The sequence below is a fragment of the Pollutimonas bauzanensis genome (genome assembly GCF_040393045.1).
GTDB lineage: Bacteria > Pseudomonadota > Gammaproteobacteria > Burkholderiales > Burkholderiaceae_B > Pollutimonas > Pollutimonas bauzanensis_A.
On record NZ_JBEBUX010000011.1, the window covers coordinates 19213 to 38093 of the forward strand.

15 protein-coding genes are annotated in these 18881 nt (G+C 53.5%); 3 read left to right on the forward strand and 12 right to left on the reverse strand.

The genetic code is table 11. The features are described from left to right. Positions 1-48 precede the first annotated feature (48 nt). Positions 49-1356, reverse strand: a complete 1308-nt coding sequence (gene dsdA, locus ABWO67_RS03165) for a D-serine ammonia-lyase (RefSeq protein ID WP_353147391.1) — start codon at positions 1354-1356, stop codon at positions 49-51. A gap of 126 nt (positions 1357-1482) precedes the next feature. Between dsdA and ABWO67_RS03170 the strand changes: the two genes are divergently transcribed. Beyond that, positions 1483-2466 (forward strand): LysR family transcriptional regulator, encoded by a 984-nt coding sequence (locus ABWO67_RS03170; protein ID WP_353147394.1) that lies wholly within the window; start codon positions 1483-1485, stop codon positions 2464-2466. On the opposite strand, the gene ABWO67_RS03175 is transcribed toward ABWO67_RS03170, so the two are convergent. The 7 genes from ABWO67_RS03175 to paeA all read right to left on the reverse strand — a co-directional run bounded on the left by ABWO67_RS03175 (position 2442) and on the right by paeA (position 10823). Then, positions 2442-3398 carry a complex I NDUFA9 subunit family protein gene (locus ABWO67_RS03175; protein ID WP_353147397.1) on the reverse strand — a complete coding sequence of 319 codons (957 nt, stop codon included), beginning with the start codon at positions 3396-3398 and terminating at the stop codon, positions 2442-2444. The genes ABWO67_RS03170 and ABWO67_RS03175 overlap by 25 nt on opposite strands. A gap of 80 nt (positions 3399-3478) precedes the next feature. Further along, positions 3479-4009, reverse strand: coding sequence for a hypothetical protein (locus ABWO67_RS03180; protein WP_353147400.1), 531 nt, complete (start codon positions 4007-4009; stop codon positions 3479-3481). A 114-nt stretch (positions 4010-4123) separates the two neighbouring features. Further along, on the reverse strand, positions 4124-4660 hold the full coding sequence (locus tag ABWO67_RS03185; RefSeq protein ID WP_353147403.1) for a DUF2058 domain-containing protein: 537 nt from the start codon (positions 4658-4660) through the stop codon (positions 4124-4126). 99 nt (positions 4661-4759) lie between these two features. Continuing rightward, positions 4760-6838 carry an ABC transporter permease gene (locus ABWO67_RS03190; RefSeq protein ID WP_353147406.1) on the reverse strand — a complete coding sequence of 693 codons (2079 nt, stop codon included), beginning with the start codon at positions 6836-6838 and terminating at the stop codon, positions 4760-4762. Beyond that, a complete protein-coding gene (locus ABWO67_RS03195; RefSeq protein WP_353147409.1) occupies positions 6835-7863 on the reverse strand; it encodes a quaternary amine ABC transporter ATP-binding protein in 1029 nt (342 codons plus the stop codon). Before ABWO67_RS03195 ends, ABWO67_RS03190 begins: the two co-directional genes overlap by 4 nt. Before the next feature lie 205 nt (positions 7864-8068). After that, complete coding sequence (locus ABWO67_RS03200) at positions 8069-9034, reverse strand: ABC transporter substrate-binding protein (RefSeq protein WP_353147412.1); 966 nt, start codon at positions 9032-9034, stop codon at positions 8069-8071. Between the two features lie 493 nt (positions 9035-9527). Next, positions 9528-10823 (reverse strand): polyamine export protein PaeA, encoded by a 1296-nt coding sequence (gene paeA, locus ABWO67_RS03205; protein WP_353147414.1) that lies wholly within the window; start codon positions 10821-10823, stop codon positions 9528-9530. A 188-nt stretch (positions 10824-11011) separates the two neighbouring features. Here paeA and ABWO67_RS03210 point away from each other — a divergent pair, with 188 nt between their 5' ends. Continuing rightward, positions 11012-12364 (forward strand): esterase-like activity of phytase family protein, encoded by a 1353-nt coding sequence (locus tag ABWO67_RS03210; RefSeq protein ID WP_353147417.1) that lies wholly within the window; start codon positions 11012-11014, stop codon positions 12362-12364. A 66-nt stretch (positions 12365-12430) separates the two neighbouring features. Next, positions 12431-14377 carry a PhoX family protein gene (locus tag ABWO67_RS03215; protein ID WP_353147420.1) on the forward strand — a complete coding sequence of 649 codons (1947 nt, stop codon included), beginning with the start codon at positions 12431-12433 and terminating at the stop codon, positions 14375-14377. A 58-nt stretch (positions 14378-14435) separates the two neighbouring features. Here the strand turns inward: ABWO67_RS03215 and ABWO67_RS03220 are convergent, their stop codons facing one another. From ABWO67_RS03220 to ABWO67_RS03235, 4 genes are all read right to left on the reverse strand, one after another. Beyond that, the gene (locus ABWO67_RS03220; RefSeq protein ID WP_353147422.1) at positions 14436-15779 is read right to left on the reverse strand and encodes an APC family permease; all 1344 of its coding nucleotides are present in this window, start codon (positions 15777-15779) and stop codon (positions 14436-14438) included. Positions 15780-15784: 5 nt separating this feature from the next. Continuing rightward, positions 15785-16633: a class I SAM-dependent methyltransferase gene (locus ABWO67_RS03225; RefSeq protein ID WP_353147425.1), complete on the reverse strand. Its 849-nt coding sequence runs from the start codon at positions 16631-16633 to the stop codon at positions 15785-15787. A 232-nt stretch (positions 16634-16865) separates the two neighbouring features. Further along, positions 16866-17708, reverse strand: coding sequence for a fumarylacetoacetate hydrolase family protein (locus ABWO67_RS03230; RefSeq protein ID WP_353147428.1), 843 nt, complete (start codon positions 17706-17708; stop codon positions 16866-16868). Positions 17709-17739: 31 nt separating this feature from the next. After that, on the reverse strand, positions 17740-18867 hold the full coding sequence (locus ABWO67_RS03235) for a TauD/TfdA family dioxygenase (protein ID WP_353147431.1): 1128 nt from the start codon (positions 18865-18867) through the stop codon (positions 17740-17742). Positions 18868-18881 lie beyond the last annotated feature (14 nt).

Below are 18881 nucleotides of genomic sequence, written 5' to 3' on the forward strand. Positions count from 1 at the left end.
GTGGAATAAGCCAAACGAGAGGCCGGTATAACGCTGCTATAAAAACGACTAACGATTACTTATATTTTTTCCGCGATCAAGAAAGCCGGCAAATTCGTCGTCGGGCACGAACAGGCCGCCGGTCGTCCAGACAATGTGATTGGCCCGCTGCATATGGGGCAGCACGCCTTGCCGGCTAAGGTATGACTGCCCTATTTCGCTTTCCAGCAAGCTGCGCGGCCCGCTAAAGGCTGCAGCTGCGGATGGTTCTATGCGGATGCCTTCCTGCTCATACAGCCAGGCCAAATCCGCGAACATGGTCTCGTCCGATGTTGTAGCAATACCTGATAGCAACGGGCGCATTTCCTTGATCGCCAGCGCTGATGCCGCCGGAACCGCCAAGCCATCCGCATGAGTGACGTTATCCAACCCGACGTCGTAAACCGTAATGCCAGGCCAGTCAGGATTTTGCATTTGGGCTAGAAAGCATGGCGAAGTGATAGGCTCCACAAAAAAACAATGCACCGCGTTGCCGAAGATATGCTTAAGGCCGAAGGTGACGCCGGCAGGCGCGCCCCCCACGCCGCAAGGCAGATAAACAAATAAGGGATGCTCGGCATCAACCAGAACCTTGCGGTCAGCAAGCTGCGCTTGCAGCCTAAAGGCGGCGACTGCATAGCCCATAAAGAGCGATTGTGATTGTTCATCGTCGACAAAATAGCTGTGTGGATCGGTACTGGCCCGCAGCCGTCCCGCCTCCACAGCCTGGGCATAGTCGCCGGCATACTCCAGTACGGTGACGTCGTGACGGCGCAAACGATCTTTTTTCCACTGTTTAGCCTCGGCCGACATATGCACCGTAGCGCGAAAGCCCAATGCCGCAGACATAATCCCTATGCTCAGGCCCAGATTGCCAGTTGAACCCACCGAGACTTCATATTGGCTGAACAGTGAACGCGCAGCCGGAGATGCCAACTCCAGGTAGTCATCCGCCCCACCGAGCAAGCCATGTTGGCGCGCCAGCGATTCGGTAAATTCAAGCACCTCGTGAATACCGCCCCTTGCTTTGATGGATCCCGCAATTGGCAGCGCATGATCGGCCTTGATCCAGAACTTCCCGTAATAGCCGCCGGGATTCTCAATGCCCGCGATGGATGGCAGTTCCAGCAATGCGGACTCAATGAGGCCTTGGCTGTCAGTGAGTTCGGGAAACAGTTTTACCAGTAAAGGAGCAAATCTGGTCAAACGAGCCTCGGCCTCTCTAGCATTGCTTATAGTAATCCCACTCGCTATATCGGCATCGGAATACACGTTCATATCCGGGTTCAGCCAAAGCTGCTCCACATGACTGATCTTGGGTGATTTTTCGTTGCTCATCAGTGTTTTCCCTAGTGCCTATACAATATCCATAAATGCCACATGGATATATTTCCAGGCCTCATTCTGGTGATCCAGCACTGATACCGCAAGCCATTTATATTAACTTTGTTATTAGTATTACTAATGAAATACAAACTTTCTCCCTCTTTGCTGACCTGGCTGCGTTGTTTCGATGCGGCCGCGCGCAACAATAGTTTCACCAAAGCCGCTGCAGAATTGCACGTCACGCAGGGCTCGGTCAGCCAACAGGTCAAGCACTTGGAAGAACACCTTGGAGTCGCCCTATTCCACCGTACGCGGCGCAGCCTCGTGCTGTCGCAAGATGGATTTCGATTAGCCATGGCTGTCAGCCAGTCGTTTCAAGTACTGGACGATGCCCTCGGGCAAATACGTAGAAGCGGACGAAACCAGGCGCTTAGCCTGAGTTGCTCACCCTCGTTCGCGATGGTGTGGCTTACACCGCGCCTGGGGCAACTACTACGGGAAAACCCCGACCTGTCTGTCCGCGTTCACGGTGAATTTCAGACCCTGGATCGTTTCCGCATGGAGGAAGAACACATTCAGGCTGGCATACGCTTTGACCCCGGCAATTATTCCGATCTATATGCAGAGAAGTTTCTGGACGAATGGCTAGTTCCCGTTGTTAGCCCAGCTTTCATTGCCGCTCACCCGGAAATAAAACAGCCGGCCGATTTGCCAAGCGCATTCATGTTGCACGACGCCGTGCCTTGGGATAATGCCCCGGAATATACGGAATGGAATACCTGGCTAGAAGGAGTGGGCTCACCCCTGCCAGCAACGCACGACGGCCAACACTTTAATCTGTCCCAGCTGGCGATCACTGCAGCCTTGACCGGGCAAGGCGTTGCCATGGGAAGAATGGCCCTGGTACTGGATGATCTGCTCAAAGGCCGACTGGTGCCACTGTTTGGCACACCAGTGCAATCAAAAGCGTCGTATTACTTTATTTCCACGCGTCAACGCGTAGAAAACATAAGTAATATCGAGGCGTGGCTGCAACGCGAAAGCAAACGGTTTCAGCGCGCTCGCGCCACCTGGTTCAAGACGAACCCGCGCATGACTCAGCCAGAGGATCGCCCTACATAATCAGGCGCGATATCTTCCAGAAGGGTTGGCTGCCGCGGGCAGCCAGAGGGGCAGACACTAGGGGTCTGCAGTGAAGCATAATTGTCGCGAGTAAAAGGCTTGCCAGGGGCAAACTCCAGTGCCCGGGCCTGCAGTCGCGCAACCCAGTCGGGCAAAGGAAGAACGCGGCGCGGGTGCCCCGAGACACGAGCCGCATAATCTACCAAGTCACGCAGCACATAATCTCGCGGGCCACAAAGATCAAGGCGCTGCCCCGCAGTGTCCGGATCGCGAAGCGCCGCGAGAAATTGGTCACAGACATCGCCAACGTATACAGGTGCGAAACGCGCTTCAGCACAAGCCAACGGAAAAACGCCGGGCATCAATCTGGCCAAGGCAGCAAAACGACTTAAAAACGAATCGCCCGGCCCGAAAATAACCGAAGGCCGAAAACTGGTCACCGCGATGCCGTGCGAGGACCCAAAGGCATGCGCCCACGATTCGGCTGCCCCTTTGCTGCGCAGGTAGAAACTGGAGCCGTTTACGGCATCGGCCCCTAAAGCGCTCATATGAAGATAGCGTGCAATACCAGCCTGATGCGCTGCTGCAAGAGCGGTTTTGGTAAAACCAACATGCACCTCCTCAAACACGTCTCCCGTATGGCGCGGTTCATTCAATATGCCGACCAGATTGATCAGTGCAACATGCCCTTGCAACAGCTTGGCCAGCAAAGATGAGGAGCCCGCGTCATGAACATCAGGGTCGATCGGCAGGCTCAGCACGCGCACAAATGGCTGCGATGCCAGATATCCGTGAAGACTGGCATGTCGACTGAGAACCGTAACAGCATAGCCCGCCTCAGTCAGGGTGCGGACCAGAACTTTGCCGACAAAACCCGTCCCGCCCAAGATCAGGACGTCTGGTTTGCTTGAGGAAGAAGTGGCATTGACCATATTTATACGATACGCCGATTTCAGGATATGTTGCGAGGGGTTAACCCTCATCACCTAATCTGCCCTACTGGCGATCTACTCTAGACCGTGCGCACAGGCTCTACCCCGGCCTCTGCGAGAATGCGCAGTACAGCGTCGCACTCTCGAGGATTCAACGGGTGGATAACCAGCGACCAACGCCCTTCTTCAGACGCCGTCTGCACGCGCTGGATAACAAGTAAATGGTCAGGACGTGCCGTGACCAGCCCCCCAAGCAGCAGGCCTGCTATGGCGCCAAAAAACGAGAACGCGCCGGCACTGAGGCCGGGAGACGAGATAATCGCCGTGATGCTTGAAAGGTAAAGCACCAACCAAACGAAAAACCCCACGACCAAACCAGCCAGACCAAGAATCGTATGGGCTTTGAGCGCCGTACGCGCTATGCCACCGCCCTCGGGCTCCAGCTTGCGACCAAAGCCATGCTCTCCCGGTCGCACTGTCCTTACTTGATCTGGCAGCAATTGCGCGCCTGTCCGCAATGCCGTCGCGACAGTGCTCATTTGCTCCTCTGTGTCGAAGCATGCAGCAATTTTCGTCGTGGCATTCTCGCCAAATAATTTCTGCCAAGCCATATTTCCCCCTTTACCGCTAAGCTATGAGCTACGCAGCAATTTCCATTCCTGCGCTGCTCATAGCGTGTATAGGGTACGACCGCGAATTTGGCTAGTGTGAAATCAGGATAATGACTACCACATCAAGTCGTCGGGGATCTTAAAGGCGGCATACGGGTCGTCCTCATCGATCTCGGTACTGGTTTTGTTCACCCTTACGACAAGCGAAGGATCACGCTCGGCGATTTTATCTGCGACTATCCTGGGCACCAGTTCGGTCGCGCTGCCCAGACGGATAATCACGAGGCGCCCGGCGACTAAATGCGCCTGGACGGCAGCCGACACATACAGCCGCTCGATCGTCTTGCCGTGGGTAAAATTGTAGGCAATGTCGCCAGCGCCTTTGCTCTGGCGACTCTGCTGCACCATCTGGGCAATTTGCGCGGCAATCGCTTTTTGGTTGGCGGCTGCAACACGCTGAGCATTGAGTTCGCGGGTCCGCTCGAGATTTCTGTGTTGCGTCTCGAGTGCGGCCAACCTCGCCTCATCAATGCTTTGCGTGCCGGTTTGGCGCGCAACCTTCTTCTGCTTGCTCTTATCCTGGTGCGCCTGTTTGGCTTTCTTTTTGTTGGCCAGACCCGCTTTCATAAGCTGCTCTTGCAGCGAGACCATATCTGTTACTCCGTAGCTAGTGTGCGTCGGTTAAGTTACCGAATCGCAAAGGTCCCAATCAATGAAAGAAAGAAAGTATAGCCTTAAGACAGCCATTCCTTAGACCAACCCCAGCACAACCTTTTTACGCTTGACCCAGGCTCCAATCACGCGGTCCGCAGCAATTCCCATGAATGCAATACATAGGCCCGCAACCAAGGCCTTGCCTATCTCATTTCCCGAACGCGCCGCATTAATTTCAGCACCCAAATCTTGAGTCCCGATCAACGCGGTAATCGCGACCATGAACAAGGCCATGAAGATAACCTGGTTCACGCCCAGCATAATTTCGGGCAATGCGATCGGCAGCTCCACCTTCATTAAACGCTGTAGCCGCGTTGCACCCTGTTGAGTCGCTGCTTCCATGATGGGCGTCGGTACGCCGCGTAGTCCCAATATTGTGTAGCGTATCATCGGCACGACGGCAAACAGCAACACCGCGATAATGGCGGACAGGTCGCTCACCTTGAACAACATCACTACAGGAATCAGGTAGATAAATGATGGAAAGGTTTGCAGAAAGTCACACACGCCCGCAGCAAAACGAGACCAGCCAGCGGTACGCGATGCGGCGAGTCCGATAACAAAGCCCACGCTGACACAAACCACAGCCGCTGTTCCTATCATATATAGGGTGGTCATCGCCTCTGTCCAAAGGCCGGTGGCCGCCGGGAACAAAATGAGCAGACCGGCAATCAGAGCCACTGACCAGCCGCCCAATCGATAGCCCAGCAAAGCGACTAAGGCGACAAACGTGACCCACGGAATCGCCTGGAAAAAGTTACGCGTCGGGATCAGGATTTCCATCAGCGTGAAGTTCCGAAATGCCTGGACTGATTCATAAAGATGCAAGTTGATCCAGTCGATCCCAGCATTCCAGTAAGGTGCGGTAGTGATACTATTTTTGCCCGTCAACAGCGCCAGTTCTGGCAGCACGCGGGCAAGCAAAATGCTCACTACGAAGAACGACAGTGCGAGAACTACGTACGGATGGCGTCGCCACCAGCTTAAGTCAGGATCAACGTACACCGGTTGCTTTAATGCATAGGCACGGCTGAACCGATCCAGCACCACCGCGATCACGACAATCGCAATACCTTGCTCCAAGGCTTCGCCCAAGCGTAAGGACTGTAGCGACGTCAGTAGCTCACTACCCAGGCCAGATGCGCCGATTAGCGCGGCCAATACGATCATGGCCAAGGTTTGCATGATGCCTTGGTTCAATCCAACCAATAGCACCGAACGCGCGGCGGGCAATTGCACTTGCCACAATAACTGCCAACGCGTGCAACCCATCATACGGCCCGCTTCGAGCACACCGTGCCGTACGCTTTCCAACCCCAGCGCAATACATCGAGCAACCGGCGGCACCGCAAATAAAGCGGTGGCAATCATTGCCGGGACGTTGCCCACGCCATACAGCACAACAATAGGCACAAGGTATGCAAATGGCGGCATGCTCTGCAGAATATCGAACAGAGGCGTTACCGCATTTTTAAAACGGCGACTTTTACTCATCAATACCCCGGCGATGAGGCCGATCAAAAAGACCATAGGTACCGTGACGAGCACGAGAGAAAAAGTCTGCATCGACGCTTTCCAGACACCGAATAGAGCCAGGTAGGCAAACCCGATCGCGCCAAGCAGCGCACTGCGCCAGCCACCAAGCCAATGCCCAAGTAGCGCGGCAAGGCCGACCACCGTGACCCATGGCAACGCAGGGACTTGCTTTGAAAAGCCATCAAAAAACAGCGACTCAGAGAAACTCAGCGGATACGCCAGCAGCCCCGAGACACCACGGGTCACTTCGCGTGGCGTGAACTCAAACGAAGTGCCACCAAAGAAACGAACCCCATACACCAGCCACTCGAAAAAGGAATCGATCCAGTCTTTAAGCGGCAAAACCCAGTTTGATGGGTATTGCTCAACCCAGGCTAGCCGACTTACTGCGAATTGGCCCAGCACAATAATGGCAAGCGCAGCAACCCAATACCAAGATCGGTGTCGAACTGGGTTAGCGCCACTATCCAATCGTGACGTTGCAACGCTGGAGGTCTGTGCCGCAGTAGCTGCGGTCCGGCGCGCGTCGGAATTTGCGTTATTTAAATCGTCGCTGGATAAAGTTGCGGTATGTGTCATTGGAATAGCGCCCGTGCCAAGTGTTCGCGGTTGACCTGGCCCACTAAAGTGCCCGCGGCGTTAACAACAGGCAGGGGCCGATCGGCTTCGATGACGCGCCGCGCTATGTTTTCCAGAACATCAGTGTTCCTGATCACATGCTGCTCCCCACCGAGATTAAAGTCGCCAGGTTTCGCCGGCACCATGATCTTCTGTGTCGAAATCAATTTGGCGCGTGGCGCGTACTGCACAAACTTTTTCACGTAGTCGTCCGCTGGCGTCATCAGCAGCTCTTCAGCAGTGCCGATTTGCGCCAGGCGGCCGTCCTTCATGATTGCAATGCGATTACCCAAGCGCACTGCCTCATCAAAATCATGTGTTACGAACACAATGGTCTTGTTCAGTTTGGACTGCAAGCTCACAAACTCATCCTGCATCTCGCGACGGATCAGCGGATCGAGTGCCGAGAACGGTTCATCCAGAAACCAGACATCGCATTCGCCAATAAGGCTGCGGGCAATACCGACGCGTTGCTGCTGGCCGCCCGACAATTCGCGTGGAAAGTTGTGCTCGCGCCCTTCGAGGCCAACGGTGGCGACCAATTCGCTCGCCTTGGCTAAACGATCGGCTTTCGGCACGTTCTGGATCTCTAACGGAAAAGCGATATTGTCCAAGACGGTACGATGCGGCAGCAGGCCAAAATGCTGGAACACCATGCCCATCTTGCGCCGACGAATGTCTGTCAGGCTACGGCGTGAAGCTTGTAATAGATCGACACCGTCGAACAATACTTGACCAGCGTTGGGTTCGACCAACCGCGTGAGGCCGCGCACAAGGGTAGATTTCCCCGAGCCGCTCAGACCCATAATGACCAGAATCTCGCCCGCATAGACGTCAAAACTGACATCGCGTACGGCCGCAATTAAACCAGCGGATGCTAGCGCAGCGTCGCTGGGATTGTGCTGATGTTTATCGAGGAAACCGTGGCTGCCCTTGCCAAATAGCTGCCAAAGATTTTTACATGAAATTTTTACCGAATCGCTCATAGCTTAACCTGTCAAATAAGTGCGCAAAAGCGCATTCACTTTCCGACGGGATCAGCGGCATTATTAAATCGGAGGCTGATTCAAGATAAAAACTATGCAGTGTCGGAAAAGTGTAAATATTGAACTGGGATGTCGGGCATAAGGGCGCGACATCCCAACAGAAAGAGCTCGTGACCATATCAACATAGTCACGTGCACCCAGGTGCTAAGTAGCGCAATCAGGCATCCAGGCGGTTACCTGTTTCTGATTCTTTTCAATCCACGCAGCGGCAGCGGCGTCATGCGTCATGCCATCAACGTCCGCTAACGCAGCGGCCTGGTCGATCATCGGCCCTGTGAAGTCGATGTTCTTGACCAACTGATAAGCGCAAGCCCATTTCTTCTCAAAGCCAGACCATGCTGCCTTCTTCAAATAGCCACCCGTGGGTGAGCCGCAATCGTAGGTCTTGTCTGGGTTGGTACCCCATTTCGGATCTTCAGTGCAGGCTTTTTCGTGCTTTGGAAATTCAACGAATTTCCCCGGAAATGCTGCACCCACCCAGTTAGGTGACCAGTTAAACAATACGATGGGTTCTTTGCGTGCGGCAGCTGACTTCAGTTCACCGAACAACGCCGCGGCGGAACCAGCATTAACCACGGTAAAGTTCAAATCCAACGCATCGATTTTTTCTTTATCGTGCTTGATCCAGTCAACCGGGCCGGCCAGATAACGCCCTTTAGGGGCCGTTTCTGGTGCCGCAAATTTAGCGGCGCATGCATTGAGCGCCTTCCAATCGGGCAGACCTGGGCAGATTTCTTCCATATAGTCTGGATACCACCAGTCTTCACGCGTCGTCGCGGTATGGCTGCCAAGATCGACCATGCGCCCTGCCTCGACTTCCTTCATGAAGCTATCGTGCATCGTGCCTTCCCAGACTTCCATCTGCAAATCCAGATCGCCTAAGCCCATTGCCGCAAACTGTCCCTGGCTGTCCGATGGCACGATTTTGGTCTCGTAGCCTATTTTTTCAAGCAACTGCTGCGCGACGCGAGCGAGCACTTTCTGGCTCGACCAATTGTTGTCGACGATCTTGATCGGGTCGCTTGATTCCGGCGTGACCGCATAAGCGGGCGCACCGATTACGGCAGCGGCCAGCAGCATGCTGACGCCAAGTTGGTTACGTATTTTCAATGGGACTTCCTCCATTTTGAAAGAGTGACAGGTCAGCTCATTTCATGGTTTTGACAGATGCCCCATTCCTGCCAGCGACAAGGACGGGTCATCTATCAGGAGCGCGGTAACTTTGCGGTGCTGCGAAAGCAAGAATAGAAGCCAAACACACAAGCACAGCTCAGTTGGCGCGCACAATAGTAGAAGCATCGTTGGCAAACATATTGCCAACGCAGTAAAACCAAACGGTTCAGAATGCCGGATTTATTTCAGACACATCGAATGGCACTACTTTTCCAGCGCTACCCCTAACACAACTGTTTTATCGCCTAACGCGAATTCAACAGCCATGGATTACTCCGGGTACGTAGATGAATTTGAAAAACTGCATTGCCGCGTACGCGGCGTTGGATCGGTTATTTAAACCATATTATTGATATGAAGCCATAAATACTACCAGAAATATGGCTTTCTTGCATGTTTAAACACCAACCAGCCGAATTTAACACCCCCTCTACTTCGGAATCACGCGCTTTACAAGCAACTGATCGATACGGTAGTGGTCGACATCCACTACCTCAAACTTCACGCCCGCATACTCCACGCTATCAGTCGGCTTGGGAACCTTACGCAGCATGAACATCATGAATCCTGCCGCGGTTTCGTAGTTCTCCTCTTCGGGAAGCTGCTCTATTCCCATGGCGCGTTTCAGGTCTTCAATAGGCGTGCTGCCATCGATCAGCCATGAGCCATCGTCACGCTCCAGAATCTGCTGACTCTCATCAAGAGGACTGCCCCAGTTTCCCATCACGGTCACCATGATGTCGCTGAGCGTAATCACTCCTATCACCAAAGCGTATTCATTAATGACTACCGCAAAGGTTTCTTTTGATGCCCGAAACTTATCCAGCAATTCTGACAACTTCAATGTATCTGGGATGATCAATACTTTACGAAGACTGGCCTCATTGATTTGAAACGATGACTGTTTGTTCAACCAAAGAACAAGGATATCGCGAGTGTCCACATACCCAATCACATGGTCTATGACACCATCGCACACCGGAAATTTGGAATAAGGATGCAGCGCTATCTTTTGGCGGATGCTTTCTTCTGGCTCGCTCAGGTTGATAAACACAACGCTGTCCCGATTGGTCATGCAAGACGACACCAGCCGCGACTCAAGCTCGAACACGTTTTCAATGAAGTGCTGCTCTTGCTGCTGCAATACACCCGCTTGCGCTCCGGCCTCGACAACCGCCGATATATCATCGAAAGTAATGTTGTCTTCCCGTGCCGTATTCACGTTAAACAGCCGGAACAGCAGATTTGCGACCAGATTCAAGACATACGAAAACGGCTTGCAAAGACGGATAAACAGATTGACGGGATTGATCACGGCGACCGCAAAGCGCTCGGGAGCCATCATGGCCAGGCGCTTAGGCATAAGGTCGGAAAACAGCACAAACAGTAAGGTCACAAAAACAAACGACAGGACAAAACTGATTTGATCAGCCCAGGCTCCTGTATAGGCATAGCTTATCAAGCCAAGAAAATAAGGGCGAAACGTTGCTTCACCGAGAATACCGCCCAGAATAGCCACGGCATTAAGCCCGATTTGGGATGCGGCAAAAAAGCTGGCAGATTGCGCCTGTATTGCCATTACCTTCAGTGCTCGGTCGTCTCCGGCTTCCGCCATGAGCTTAAGCTTGATTTTCCGCGCCGCCGCAAAAGCGATTTCTGTCAAAGACAGGAAACCGGCTACCAGCACCAGTATCACCAACCCCACAATACTCTGAGCTAAATTCACGCATCATCCTTCGGTAAGAATTGCTGACGGTCGACTTGGTCAAGCACTTCCGTAGCCGCCTCTTTGGGCGAACCGTTGTAAATGCTACAGAATACATCGGTTTCATACTGTACTGGGTTGAGTCATACCACCGTCATATTTGCTTCCTAGACTGTCTGCTTTCCCCTAGTCTTTCAAGGAAGTAAAACATGCAGTTGTTTCGTTTGTCGGTGTTAGCGGCGATACTAAGTTCGGTGTCAATGGCCGCGGTTGCTCAGCAAGGGCTCCCTGCTGTGCTCGAAGGGCACGCAGTGTTGCCAGCGCAAAGCACCATTGCTGCGCCCGATAACGCACCCGACGACTTGAAAATTTCCGGCAAATACACCACGAAGAAACGGGTCGAAACCATGGGCTCGGTGATGGGCAAGTCGGCTGACCGTGACACTGGCGTGTCATTGCCAATTAAAGGACAGCCCTTGCAAGGTCATTCTGGCATCAAGGTAATGCCCGACGGCAGCGTCTGGATCATTACGGATAACGGCTTTGGCAACAAGGCCAATTCCATGGATTCCATGCTGTATCTGAATCAGTATGACATCGACTGGAAGACTGGTGAATTCAAGCCGAAGGCTACGATCTTTTTAAGCGATCCAGATAAAAAAGTGCCGTTTCGCATCGTTCACGAAGAATCTAAAGAACGTTACCTGACGGGCTCTGACCTTGATACTGAAAGCTTTCAGCCTATCGGCGACCATTTCTGGATAGGGGATGAGTTCGGCCCATATTTAATTAAAGTCGATAACAGCGGCAAGGTAGTCGCCTTCTTTGAAACCGAAGTGGATAGCAAAAAAATTCAGTCGCCTGACCACTATGCGATAGGGTCGCCAGGCGCTCCTGGCGAGACCTACAAAAATGTCAACTTGAAGCGCTCTAAGGGTTACGAGGGCATGGCTGCCTCGAAGGACGGCAAGTTTTTGTATCCGATGCTCGAGGGCGCGGTATGGGATGAGACCTCCAAGGGCGATGAGCAGGTCGATGGCAAATCAGTGCTGCGAGTGCTTGAGTTCAGCGTGGCCGATGAAAAATGGACCGGCCGTTCCTGGTTTTACCCATTGGAAGACAAAGGCCATGCCATTGGCGACATTAATATGATTGATGCCACGACAGCTCTGGTTATCGAGCGCGACAACGGCGAAGGCACGCCGGACAAGGCTTGTAAAGACGGTGCTGACACGAAGACTTGTTTTTCGAACCTGCCCAAGTTCAAGCGTATTTACAAGGTCGAGTTTTCTCCTGAAACAGCAGGCAAGCCTATGCGAAAAATCGCCTATATCGACTTGTTGAACATTCAGGATCCCAATAAGGTCGCACGCAAACCGTTGACGAATGGCGTTTTGCAGTTCCCCTTCTTTACCATTGAAGATGTCGATATCGTCGATGGCGAACGGATAGTGGTCGGAAACGATAACAACTTCCCCTTCTCCACCAGCCGCGACCCGAACAAACAGGATGATAACGAGCTTGTACTGCTAAACGTTAAACAGTTGCTTCAAGCCAAGTAAGCGAATACCACTGCGAGGCACCCAAAACTATGGGGGCCTTTCTTCGTCATAACATAGAGCCATTCGATGAAAAAATATCACACTCTCGACTCCGAAGATCTTCCGACCAACACTTCGGAGAATGAACATTTCCAAGTTGTCGTCGACCGCGCATACAGCCGCCGTGGTTTCCTGAAGTCCGGTATCGGGCTGTCGGCCGCCGTATTCCTGGCAGGCCCGTTAGCTGCCTGTGCCAAAATCAACAACAACGACAGTGATAAACAACCCTCTTCCCTGCTTGGCTTCAGTGCCATTCCCATCTCCACCGACGACACAGTAAAGATCGCTGCAGGCTACACGGCCACCGTCTTCGCACCTTGGGGCACACCGCTATTCGCCGACGCCCCGGCGTGGAAAACCGATGGTAGCGATGATGCCGCAGCACAGGCCCGCCAAGTTGGCGACAATCATGACGGAATTCATTTCTTCCCCATCAATGACAGCAGCACCGAAGGCTTGTTGGTGATGAACCACGAGTACACTACAGCAGCAAAAGGCAACTACATATGGTTGTTTGGCGCTGACGGCAGCAAGCCGTGGACGGCAGAAAAAACAGCTAAGGCGATGAACGCTCACGGCGTCTCGGTCATTCACGTCGTGCGCAACAGCGGCGGAAAATGGGAGATCAAGCTGGATTCCCGCTACAACCGCCGCATTACTGCCTCGACAGAAATGGAACTGACTGGCCCCGCAGCAGCGAATGACCTGCTCAAGACCAAAGCGGATCCCACCGGCACCCGAGTGCTTGGCACGTTTAACAATTGCGGAAACGGCTGGACGCCCTGGCAGACCTACCTTGCCTGTGAGGAAAATTTCAACAATTACTTCGGCACTACCTCGGGCAAAGATTCCCGTAATGCCGCGCAAAAACGCTATGGCTTGGCCGCGAAAAGCACCGACTATCGCTGGGAAGAGTTCGTTGACCGGTTCGACTACGCCAAGGAACCCAACGAATCCAATCGCTTCGGCTGGATTGTCGAGATCGACCCGTTTGATCCATTGTCCATGCCTAAAAAGCGCACAGCCCTTGGCCGCATCAAGCACGAAAATGCGGCTTACGCACTGTCGTCCGACAAGCGCATCGTCGTTTATATGGGCGACGACCAGCGCGACGACTATATTTACAAGTTCGTATCCGACGGCATTTATCAAGAAGGTGGCGACAACTCCGCACTGCTGGACGCTGGAAAGCTGTATGTCGCTAAATTCAATGATGGCAAGACGGACGGCGACTTCATGGGCGCCGGAGAATGGGTCGTGCTGGACAAGACAGCAAACGCCACATTAGCTGCCGATGCCAGCTTTTCCAGCCAGGCTGAAGTCTTGATCAATACACGTCTGGCAGCGGATGCAGTGGGCGCTACCAAGATGGATCGGCCCGAGTGGGTAAGCGTTCACCCAACGAGCGGCGAAGTCTATGTGACCTTGACCAATAATGACAAGCGCACAACACCTGATGCAGCCAACCCGCGTGCGGCCAATATTTATGGGCAAATCGTGCGGTGGCGCGAAGCCGGCGGCGACGCTGCGGCAACAGCATTCGAATGGGACATCTTCGTACTTGCTGGCAACCCGGTTAAGTACACCGATCGGGGCGATTTGAAGTCCGGCTCGGCAAACATTACCGCCGACAACACCTTCAACAGCCCCGACGGCCTGGCCTTCGATAAAGCAGGCCGTTTGTGGATTCAGACCGATGGCAAGTACAGCAATTCGGGTGAATATGAAGGCCAGGGCAACAACCAGATGCTATGTGCCGACCCCGCAAATAAAGAAATTCGCCGCTTCTTTGTCGGCCCCAAGGAATGCGAGGTCACCGGTATCACTTTCACACCCGATAGCAAGACCATGTTCATCAACATTCAGCATCCGGGCGAAGAAGGCAACAGCCACTGGCCTGATGGCGACAATTCGGTGCCGCGCTCATCGACCATCATTATCACCAAGGATGATGGTGGCGTGATCGGGACTTAAAGGTATGTATCTGTAGACGGAATCAAATCCGTAACGTTGGCATCAATGAAGTAAAGCGCTACGCGGACGGGACACGCCTTTCCAGCCACAGCAAAGGCAGTCCCGCCAGCAAGACCGCCAGCCCCAGCAGCGCACCCACTCCCGCATACTGCACACTGGACCAGCACAAAGCCAGGCAACTTAAGGCAAACAGCGCGGGGGTCAGCGGATACAAGGGAACGCGAAACGGTCGGTGCCGATCCTTATCGCGCTGGCGCAAGACCACCACCGCGCTGGCCGTCAGGAACATGAACAGCCAAAACACAGGTGCGGTGTAGGCCACCATGGCTTGCACCCCGCCGTTAGTCAGCGCGCCAAACAAGATCAATAGCAGCGTAATAACGCCTTGCAGCCAGAGCGCGCGTACCGGCGTCGCACCGCGTGCACTCCATGTGCCCAGACCACGCAATGCCGGCACGTCGCGCCCTAGCGCATAGTACATGCGCCCCCCAGTAAAAATACTGCCATTAATGGTGCCCAGCGCGGTGCAACACACCAGCAGGCTTAACAACACGGCAGACCATGGCCCCGCGACCAGTCGCATTAAATCGGCTCCCACTGCATGGGTTGCCCGCAGGCCATCAAGCCCAAATATCCGTAAATAGGCAAGATTGACCAGGAGGTACACAACCGTAATCACGGCCGCCCCTATCAGGAGCACTTGGCTCATATTTCGTTGTGGATTCCGTAGTTCACCAGAGAGATAGGCCGCTTCATTCCAGCCGCCGTAGGTCAGCAGCACGAACACCATTCCCATTCCCAACGATGCGGCCAGGCTGCCTGAGGGGGCTTGCCACGGTGTATCGGGGAGCACCGCAGCGGCACCGGTGCTTAACGTTAAACCAACCACACTGACAATAAGCAAGGCCGTAATCGTCGCCCCGGTCAGTACCAGTTGCAGGCGCTTGGACCCGACGGTGCCCGCGATATTCAACAGCGTAAGCATGGCAACTGCCGAAGCGCCATGAAGCGCCGGACCATATGCGCCCAGCGACAACAATGTTTGTGCATAATCGCCGTAGATAAATGCTACGGCTGCAATAGCGCCCGTCTGGATTACCGTACCACGTGCCCATGCGAACAGCACGCCCACGGGCGCCCCCCAGGCTTTGACTAAAAAGTGATATTCACCACCTGAATCTGGATACGCGCAACCCAACTCAGCGTAGCAAAGCGCCCCCACCAGCATGATGGCACCTCCAGCCACCCACAATCCAAGGTATATGGGTATTGTGGCTGAGTGCTGCGCAACCAGCGGCGGAAAACCGAATATACCTATTCCCACCACCACGCCCACCAGGACAGCGACGGCGTCCAGCACCGAAAGGCTATGGTGAACGTCGCCCTTCCTGGGTGAGGTCATAAGCGTTAACGCCTTGAAGCGCGCCAGCCCGATGTCGTGCCGCCATCGGCCATGGCAACGATGGTGTCGCCTTGCACGCGACCTACGTAGCGTTGCGGCGCAGCGCCTCCGTTATCGATATCAAGATAGATGAACTCGCCCCTCAGCGCCCCGGTAAGCGGCAGCGGCGTCTTGCCAGCTGTGGTCGCCGTTCCGGTGACCTTCTGGAAGTCCTGCTTTAGATCAACCGTAAACTCGGCATCAGGTTCATTGAATTGCCACTGTCCCGCAACCTTAGCCGGCACTACCCAGAAGTAAATGTGGCGCCCATCAACCGTTTCATGAACATCGGGTTCCCATTCGTCCATGTCGAATGCGTGCGAAACAATACGTGTGCCTGGGGGCATTTCCAATACTTTGGGTCGTAACCGCATGTTGACGTCGGGCAATAAATACATGCTGACGACAGTGGCTTTCGAAAAATCGGTATCGAACAAATCCTGGACTTCGAATGTGACTTTATCGGCCACGCCAGCGTGCTGGGCATTAGCGCGAGCCTCGTCGACGCGTTCCGGGTCGATATCCACGCCGAACGCGCCCTTTGCCGCACGATCACGCACCGCAGCCACCGCAATACGGCCATCCCCGGCCCCCAGATCAATAAGGAAATCAGTGGGCTTCACGTCCGCAATCTCCAGCATTTTTTCTACCACCTGGGGTGGCGTGGGGACGTAGGGAACGTCGAGGTCCACAGGTGCTTCCGCGGAACTCGCAGACTTTGCCGTGTATGGCAAAAGCGCAACAACCAGCGATATGCAGAAAAACACTGCCAGACTCGGGGGTCGGGCAAAAGCCATTGACGATGACATTGACATGAGCATCTCCCTTCTTTTCTATTGGGAAAGAACGGCGTTCCAAGATGCAACCATGGAGAGGTCGAGAGTTCTCTATGAATGTACAACAATCACCTAAAAGCTTACTGGAAGCTGAACAATTTTTACATGTTGATGCGGTTTGCCATTTCTATCCTGAACTACCTTCCGTTAGTACGACTCAAGCGTCGCGGAAGCTGACGATAAGCTTATCGAGCCACTTCCGCGCCATGTATTACAAACCAACGCAGGTCTGTGCCTGTTCACCCAACCCATTGATACCAAGGCGTATTTCATCGCCTGGTTTAAGATATTTAGGAGGGGTCTGGCCCATGCCGACGCCAGCAGGCGTACCGGTCGATATGATATCCCCCGGTTCCAGTGTCATGAAATTCGAAATATAGGCAATAAGGGCTTCGACACCAAAGACCATATTGGCCGTATTGCCTGCCTGATACCGATGCCCATTCACGTCAAGCCATAGCGCCAAGTTCTGCGGATCGGGTATTTCGTCCTTAGTCACGAACCAAGGTCCAATTGGTGCAAACGTATCGTGCGCCTTGCCTTTATCCCACTGGCCAAGACGCTCTAGCTGAAAAGCACGTTCAGATACATCATTAACCACGCAATAGCCAGCAACATAGTTCATTGCTTCGGCCTCAGAGACATATTTTGCGCGACGGCCAATTACCACGCCAAGTTCCACCTCCCAGTCAGTTTTTTGCGAACCTCGGGGAATTTCCACGTCGTCAAACGGGCCGCAAATCGATGAACTTGGCTTGAGAAACAAGATCGGCTCGGTAGGAACAGGCATTTTCGACTCTGCCGCATGATCGGTATAGTTAAGCCCAACACACACAATCTTTCTTACGCCCGCAACACATGGACCAAGCCGGGGCGAGCCTTCCACCAAAGGCAATTCCGAAGGATCAATCTCGTGCAATTTGGCTAATTGCGAGGCGTTAAACAGATGAAGGTCAATATCGCTTACGATGGCCGACAAATCGCGTAGCGCCCCCGCCCCATCGATAAGACCTGGACGCTCCGCGCCCGCTGAACCGAATCTAACAAATTTCATTACTTTCCTTTCTGATGCTTTTTGATAATTTCTATGCTGTCGCAGTGGCCGCACTTGAAACGCTGGATTCACCCGACTCGTCTTTCGCCGGTATCCCTTCACGCCGACTCCATCCGGAACGCGTATCCAGTTCGATAAATTCTGGGGCCAATTGCCTGATTTCAGGAACTTGCACCCACAATCTCAGCATGTGACGCTTTTTCGAGTGCTCTTCATGATCCTCATAATCTGTACGAGAGTGAAGCACTAAATAATTATTGCAAAACTGCATATCACCAGGCTCAAGCATCATGGAGTAAATCATGTCCTCTCGTTGCGACAGCGCTTCCATGTAGTCCAGGACCTCAAATTCTTCAGGTGTAAAGTCAATGCCCAGCTTTTTTTGCGCGGTTTCCATGGATTTTCGTACATAACGAATGCTGAGGTCGTCGTTTAAATAACCGAATACCGGAACATAGTCGCTGATCGGCGACTGATACTGCGTTTCCTCGCCACGCCGGTCGTAGACAAAGCCTCTGTAAAGCAAGTCGAGATATTGTGGACGTTCCCGCAGAATCTCGTTGTACATGGATATCCCACTTACTACGGAGCTAAGTCCGCCCGAAACAGCCTTATTCACGCAGAATAAGCCAACCACATCGGAGGGATCACAATGAAAAGGAAGATTCGCCCGTGTTTGGTACCCGCGAACATTCAGCGCGTCATAGTTCAACCCCTGGTCCCGTACTCTGCCCAGCCGATGGCCAGCAGCGTTTTGCGACACACATTTGCCCATCAGCGCGCCGAGCCCCCAGAAGAACATTTCAATTTCGTCTTGTGAATATTTATCTACCGGGAAACCGCGGATCAACCCGAAACCTCGACGGGCCACATCTTGCCATAGAAGATCCTGCACGAACTCGGCCAGTTTTGGCGCACGAATATCATCTTTCCCGACCGTATTCAAGGTTCGCCCCTGGCGCACCAGACTGGCCATTTCCCGATCGATCTCTTGAAGATGCTCGGCGCCCAAATGCCGAATCCAGGCATCTGAATTTTTGAAAGTCGAAGCGGTCCAGGCACTTTCATCGGTGACTGGCTCAAGCCGACGTGACCGCAATGAACTAGCCCGGACGCTGGCAGAGGTAAAGGGCGATGGCATGCTGATTTGCTTATTCATAGCTGTTCCTTATG